The sequence below is a fragment of the Streptomyces sp. NPDC003691 genome (assembly GCF_053981115.1).
This window is the reverse complement of sequence record NZ_JBSFNQ010000176.1, coordinates 1-5,955: the sequence shown is the minus strand read 5'-3', so window position 1 is coordinate 5,955 and position 5,955 is coordinate 1. Positions and strand designations below refer to the sequence as shown.

5 protein-coding genes are annotated in these 5,955 nt (G+C 75.2%); 3 read left to right on the top strand and 2 right to left on the bottom strand.

What is annotated here, in order from left to right:
- Window positions 1–75: 75 nt before the first annotated feature.
- Entirely contained in the window at window positions 76–1,485 is a 1,410-nt protein-coding gene (locus tag ACWDR0_RS34265; protein WP_456355742.1) for a protoporphyrinogen/coproporphyrinogen oxidase, read from the bottom strand.
- 327 nt (window positions 1,486–1,812) lie between these two features.
- Here ACWDR0_RS34265 and ACWDR0_RS34260 point away from each other — a divergent pair, with 327 nt between their 5' ends.
- The 3 genes from ACWDR0_RS34260 to ACWDR0_RS34250 are packed head-to-tail and all read left to right on the top strand — an operon-like array spanning window position 1,813 to window position 4,984.
- Window positions 1,813–2,655 carry a methyltransferase gene (locus tag ACWDR0_RS34260; RefSeq protein ID WP_456355741.1) on the top strand — a complete coding sequence of 281 codons (843 nt, stop codon included), beginning with the start codon at window positions 1,813–1,815 and terminating at the stop codon, window positions 2,653–2,655.
- Entirely contained in the window at window positions 2,652–3,641 is a 990-nt protein-coding gene (locus tag ACWDR0_RS34255; RefSeq protein WP_456355740.1) for a (-)-delta-cadinene synthase, read from the top strand. The genes ACWDR0_RS34260 and ACWDR0_RS34255 overlap by 4 nt, the downstream gene beginning before the upstream one ends.
- On the top strand, window positions 3,638–4,984 hold the full coding sequence (locus tag ACWDR0_RS34250; protein ID WP_456355739.1) for a cytochrome P450: 1,347 nt from the start codon (window positions 3,638–3,640) through the stop codon (window positions 4,982–4,984). Before ACWDR0_RS34255 ends, ACWDR0_RS34250 begins: the two co-directional genes overlap by 4 nt.
- A 476-nt stretch (window positions 4,985–5,460) precedes the next feature.
- On the opposite strand, the gene ACWDR0_RS34245 is transcribed toward ACWDR0_RS34250, so the two are convergent.
- Window positions 5,461–5,892, bottom strand: a complete 432-nt coding sequence (locus ACWDR0_RS34245; protein WP_456355738.1) for an FG-GAP-like repeat-containing protein — start codon at window positions 5,890–5,892, stop codon at window positions 5,461–5,463.
- Window positions 5,893–5,955 lie beyond the last annotated feature (63 nt).

The following is a 5,955-nucleotide window of genomic DNA, read 5'->3' as shown; positions in this document are numbered from 1 at the left end:
GCCCCCGTCCGGCGGCCCCTGCGTCGTCTGCGGCCGGATCTCCGCCGCCGCCGTGCCGCCCCGCCGGTGCCGGTCTCAGACCCCGACACCCCGCTCCTCCTGCGCTGCGACCGGCAGGTCCAGGACCCGGCGTGCGGCCCGTTCGCCGGTGGCGAGGGCGGCGTTGGTGGTGCTGTAGGCGAAGTGGTCCCCGGCGAGCTGGACGGGGGAGGCCGGGTCCAGGCTCGCCGTGAAGGCCGCGAGGTCCCGGTATCCGCCGGGCGGGCGGGCGATCACCGCGTTCTCCCAGCGCTGGACGACGGCCATCTCGCGATGGGCGTCGACATGGGCGGCGAGACCGGGCATCACCTCACCCAGCGCGGCACGGGCGTCGGCGATCACGCTGTCGTCGTCCGCATGCAGCCGGGCCGTGTTCCAGTGGTGACGGAACACCAGGGTGACCAGCCCCCGCCCCGCGGGCGCCCGGCCGGGGCCCAGGTTGTGCTCGAACAGCGCGACACACAGATCGGGGTGCTCCCGCCGCGGGACCGCGACCCCGAGCGCGGTCTCCACGGGCGGACGGCGCAACCCGAAGGTGACATGCACATCGCTGGTGTAGCGCACCCGGGCCAGATGGCGACGCTGGTCCTCACCGAGATCGGTGACGATCCGCGCCGCGACCGGTGCGGGGACCGCCACGACACAGGCACGGGCCCGTTCCGTACGCACCACGCCGTCACGCCCCCACACCACCGCGGCCCCGTCCCCGTCGCGGCGCACCTCGGTGACCTGCGCGCCGAGTTCGATACGGGTGCCGGGAGCCCGCATCACGGGGGTGTCGAGCAGGTCCCCGGGCAGGCGCCCGACTCCTCCGTCGAAGGTGAAGCTCGCCGCCCCGAACGTGCCCCACATGATGGACAGGGCCCCGACGGAGGAAACCTCCTCGGCCGGCGCGAGGAACTGAGTGCTGCACAGCGGCTCCACCAGATAGTCCAGCAGCTCCGGACCCAGTCGGCGCAGAGCGTGGTCCCGGGCGCTTTCACCGTCGATCACGGCCGCCCCGGACATGTCCTCCCAGCGCAGCCGGCGGCCCGCCGCCGCGAGATCGCGCAGCAGGTTGAACGCCCTCAGCTTGGCCGGCCACGACAGCAGCCCCGTCCGCAGCAGCCCCGAGGTCCGGACCAGGGACAGCCGGTGGACCCGGCCGTCCCGCAGCACTCCCAGCTCGTCGGAACAGGGCAGCATCCGCGAGTCGAGCCCCGCGTCCTTCAGCAGCCCGATCATCGGCGTGTAGTTGCGGGACAGCCAGCTCGCACCGCGATCGACACGGTAGACGGCATCCCCGGCCGACACCTCGCGGGACGACATGCGCCCCCCGGCGTACGGTTCCTTCTCCAGCAGGGTGACCTCGCGGCCCGCCTGCCGCAGCCGGAACGCGGCGGCCGTTCCCGCGATACCGGAACCGACCACGACGACATGGTCCGCGGGCCGTTGCCTGTCCGACATGAGACGCCTCCTCCAGGATCCCGTTCCCTGGCCCCTGTTGGCCGGGGCGGCGGCGGGGAACACCGTACGGCCCCGGGCCGCACCGGTCCGGGCCACGGCCCGGCATGGAACACACCGGCCCGGCCCCACCGGCCGCCCGCCGGAACGGCCGGGCCGCAGCCGGCGACGGGTGTGCCGCGAGGGGCCCGCCGGCGCCGCGACCGGACACCGCTGCCTCCGTTCCCCCAGCGAAGCACGAACGCAGGTACGGCGCACCGAACGGCCCGACGTGTCGAAAACCCGTCCGCCCGGCGCTGCTGCTCCAATCGGACCGGAGGGAGATTCCCCATGCGGAACGAAGTCCCACAGTCGTCCGGCGCCCCGTCGTACGGGGAGGACGTCTTCGCCCCGGCGGGCGCCGCGCAGACCGAACGGCTGGACGCCCTGGGCCGCCTGTGCGACCCGGCGACGACGGCGGACCTGGCCCGCTGGGAGCTTCCCGACGGGGCCCGGTGCCTGGAGATCGGTGCCGGTACCGGGAGCCTCGCCCTGTGGCTCGCGGACAACTGCCGGGGCGGCACCGTCACCGCCACCGACACCGATCCCCGGTTCCTGGCCCGCCTGCGGCACCCGGCCCTGCGGGTACTGCGGCACGACGTGCGGACGGAGGACTTCCCGCCCGGCTCCTTCGACCTCGTCGTCGCCCGCAGCGTCCTGTGCCACCTGCCCGGCCGGGACGCCCTGCCGGCACGCATGGCGTCCTGGCTCGCACCGGGCGGGCGCCTCTACATCGAGGACCCCTCCTTCTTCCCCGCCGCCTCCTCCCCGGATCCGGCCGTACGGCGCCTCGGCTACGCCGTCGCCACCACCATCGCCCGGTCGCTCGGCAGCGACGTGACGGCATGGGCACGCTCCTACCCCGCACCGCTGCGGGGCACGGGTCTCGCCGGCATCGGCATGCGGGTGCACTGCCCCACGCTCACCGCCACGAACGCGGCGGGACGCGCCTGGGCGCTCTCCGTCGCCGGACTCCTGCCCGAGATGGAGCGGCAGGGCGTCCTGTCTTCCGACGAGGGCGCCCGGGCCCTCGCCCGGCTGGGCCGGCCCGGCTTCACCGACACCGCACACGCGATGATCGCGATGTGGGGTGTCCGGCCGCCCGCCCGGCAGGCACCCGGGGCGGACGCATGACGGCCGACGCGCGGATTCTCGACGACTCGGCGATCTGGGACGTCCCCGCCCGCCGCGGACCCCACGCGGATGCCGCCGATGCGCAGACCCTGCGCTGGGCCGCAGCCGCCGGTCTCTGCGAGACGGAGGCCGAGCGGCGGGCCCTCACCCTGATCCGCCCCGGGCTGCTGGCGGCATGGTGCCACCCCCGGGCGGGCCGTGCGGACAGCGAACTGGTGGCGATGTGGCTGGCCTGGCTGTTCCTCCTCGACGACCGGATCGACGAGAGCGACCTGGGGCGCGACGCGGACCGCCTGGACGATTACCTGGGCGAACTCCTCGGGATCGCCGCCGGACGCCCGGCCGTCTCGCCCATGGGCCGCGCCCTGGCGGAGATCGTCGAACGGGCCTCCTGCGGCATGACGGACTCCTGGCACCTGAGGTTCCGCCGGCACATCGCCGGCTACCTCTCCGCATGCGTGTGGCAGGCCGCCCACCGGCAGGGCGCCCAGGTCCCGAGCCCGGCCGCATTCCCCGCCCGGCGCCGCGAGTTCGGGGCGATCATGCCCACCTTCGACCTGGTGGAGCGGACGGAGGCCCGCCCCCTGCCGCCGTACCTCTACTGCTCGCGCCCCTACCAGGACCTCCTGATCACGGCGGCCGACCTGGTCTGCTGGACCAACGACCTGCTGACGGTGGACAAGGAGGCCGCCCGGGGCGACCCGCACAACCTCGTCCTCGTCGCCGCCCACCACCGCGGCCTCGGCAGGCACACCGCCGCCACCGCCGTGGCGAACGCCTGCGAGGAACGCCTCCGCACGCACGAACGGGCCCGCCACGAACTCGCCGCCCTCCTGCACACCCTCGGTGTCCCGCCCGCCGTCCGGCGGGACACCGAGCGGTGCACCGGAGCGCTCCTCGTGTGGGCCCGCGGACACCTCGAATGGGGGCTCGGCACCCCCCGGTACACAGCCGGAGCGACACCGACCCGAGGAGCCACCCCATGACGGCAACGGCGAACGCCCCGACGGCGGCGTACGGTACCGGTCGGCACCCCGCCCGTGCCCCCGGCGGTCTGCCGCTCCTCGGCCACGCGCTGCACCTGGTCCGGGCGCCGCTGGCCTTCCTCGAAGCCCAGCGAACGCACGGGGACGTGGTCGAGTTCCGAATCGGCCGCCGGCCCGCCTATCTCCTCAACCACCCGGACCTCGTCATGAACCTGCTGACCGGTCCGGGGGGCCGCTTCGGCCGGGGCGAGATCTTCACCAAGGCCCGCCCCCTGTTCGGCACCGGTGTCGCCGTCGCCGACGGCACCCACCACCGCGACCGCCGCCGCGCCGTCCAGCCCCTGCTGAACGCCGCCGGTCTGCCCGGCCACCTCGACACCATGGCCCGGCTCGCCAACGCGCGTGCCGACTCCTGGCACCACGGCCGACGCATCGAACTCACCACGGAAACAGCCGGACTGGCCCTCGACGTCGTGGCCGAGACCCTCTTCGGACGCGCCCTGCCGCCCGGGTTCGCCGAGACCGTCCACCACGCCCTGCCGGTCGTCGTCACCGGGCTGGGCCTCAGGGCCTACGGTCCCGCCGCAGCCCTCGCCGACCGGTGGCCGGGCCGCGAACGCCGGCGCTACCGCACCGCTCTCGCCGACATCCACCGGGTCGTCGACACCCTCATCGACGCCGACCCGGACACCCCGGCCATGGCCCGTCTCGTCGCCGGCACCGACCGCCGGCAGCTCCACGACGACGTGACCTCCCTGCTGATCGGCGGCTCGCACACCAGTGGCGCCGCCGCGGCCTGGCTGTTCATCCTGCTGGCCCGCCACCGGGAGATCCGCCGCCGGGTCCGCGAGGAGATCCGGAGGGTCGTCGGGGACCGCCCCGTCGCCCCGTCCGACCTTCCTGCCCTCGTCCTCACCGGCCGCGTGGTACGCGAGACACTGCGCCTCTACCCGCCGATCTGGCTGTTTCCCCGCCGGGCAGCGGACTGGGCGGAGTTCGGCGGCCACCGGCTCCCGCCGGGCGCCCAGATCTTCTACAGTCCCTATGCCCTGCACCGGGACCCCCGCTGGTACCGCGCCCCCGCCGTGTTCGACCCCGACCGCTGGGATCCGGCCCGGCACCCCGCGCCCCCGCGCGGCGCCTATCTTCCCTTCGCGGCCGGGGTGCACGGCTGCCCGGGCGGTGACTTCGCCCTCGCGGAGCTGACGCTCCTCACCGCGGCGGTCTCGCGCCGGTGGCATGTGGACCCGCTGCCGGGAGTCCGGCCCCGGCCGGTGGCGGCCGCGACCCTCGGCCCCGCCGCACAGCCGATGACCGTGACGGCCGTCCCGTACGGGACCTGAGCGCCGCCCTCCCGCCGACGCCCGGAACGACTACGGGCCGGGGCACCTTCCGCCGCGGGCCACGGACGCCGGGCGGGACCGGGCCGGACAGGGCGGACGGGTCGGAACCCGCCGCCGTACGGTGCCGCGCGCCCGGCCCGTACGCGACGGGCGGGGCCCGGAGCAGTGGAACGAGGACCCCGAAACGAGGGACCGGCGGAACACGCCGCCCGGGTGCATCCGCCGGGCCGTGGAACGGCGACCCGCCCCGGCGCCCGTCCGCCGGCGCCTGCGGCACCGCCGGACCGGGGCGCGGGCGGCGGCCGCGGGTGCCGGGTGTGCGGCGACCGGGTACGGACGGCGGTCCGGCGGGCGAGCCGGAAACGGAACTCCCGCCCCGGCCGACGGCGCCGCAGGATGCGCGGCGCCGTCAATGTCCCCGGCCCGGCCGGCGGCCGGACCGGGGACGTGACCCGGAGAACCGGGATTCGCGGGGATCAGATACGTACCTGTCCGCCGGTCCACTGTGCGGAGCCGGACGCGACGTAACCCCGGACTTCCCAGCCGCCCCGGCCGTTGCCGCCGAGGTTCAGGAACACCCGCAGGCTGCCGTTGGCGCCGATGACGAGATAGTCGGTCTTGTTGTCGGCGTTGTAGTCGCCGAATCTGACCTGGCTGCCGGTCCAGTGCGACGACCCGGACGCGACATAGCCGAAGTCCTCCCAGCCGCCCCGGCCGTCGCCGCCCCGGTTCAGCAGCGCGCGGGCGCTACCGTTCGCGTCGATGATCAGGTAGTCGGCCCTGCTGTCGGCGTCGAAGTCGGCGAACCTGACCTGGCTGCCGGTCCAGTGCGAGGAGCCGGACGCGACGAAGCCGAGGTTCTCCCAGCCGCCCTCGTCGACGGTGCCGGAATGCTCACCTTCCGTCATGGCGGCAGCCCTCCGGTCACCCCGGAGCGGCGCGCGGGACGCCGTACGCCGAGGGCATCGGGA

What these genes read in the sequence shown, in the direction of transcription:
- ACWDR0_RS34255 (WP_456355740.1), top strand. Translation starts at nt 2,652, where the DNA reads ATGACGGCCGACGCGCGGATTCTCGACGACTCGGCGATCTGGGACGTC.
- ACWDR0_RS34260 (WP_456355741.1), top strand. Translation starts at nt 1,813, where the DNA reads ATGCGGAACGAAGTCCCACAGTCGTCCGGCGCCCCGTCGTACGGGGAG.
- ACWDR0_RS34250 (WP_456355739.1), top strand. Translation starts at nt 3,638, where the DNA reads ATGACGGCAACGGCGAACGCCCCGACGGCGGCGTACGGTACCGGTCGG.
- ACWDR0_RS34245 (WP_456355738.1), bottom strand. Translation starts at nt 5,892, where the DNA reads ATGACGGAAGGTGAGCATTCCGGCACCGTCGACGAGGGCGGCTGGGAG.
- ACWDR0_RS34265 (WP_456355742.1), bottom strand. Translation starts at nt 1,485, where the DNA reads ATGTCGGACAGGCAACGGCCCGCGGACCATGTCGTCGTGGTCGGTTCC.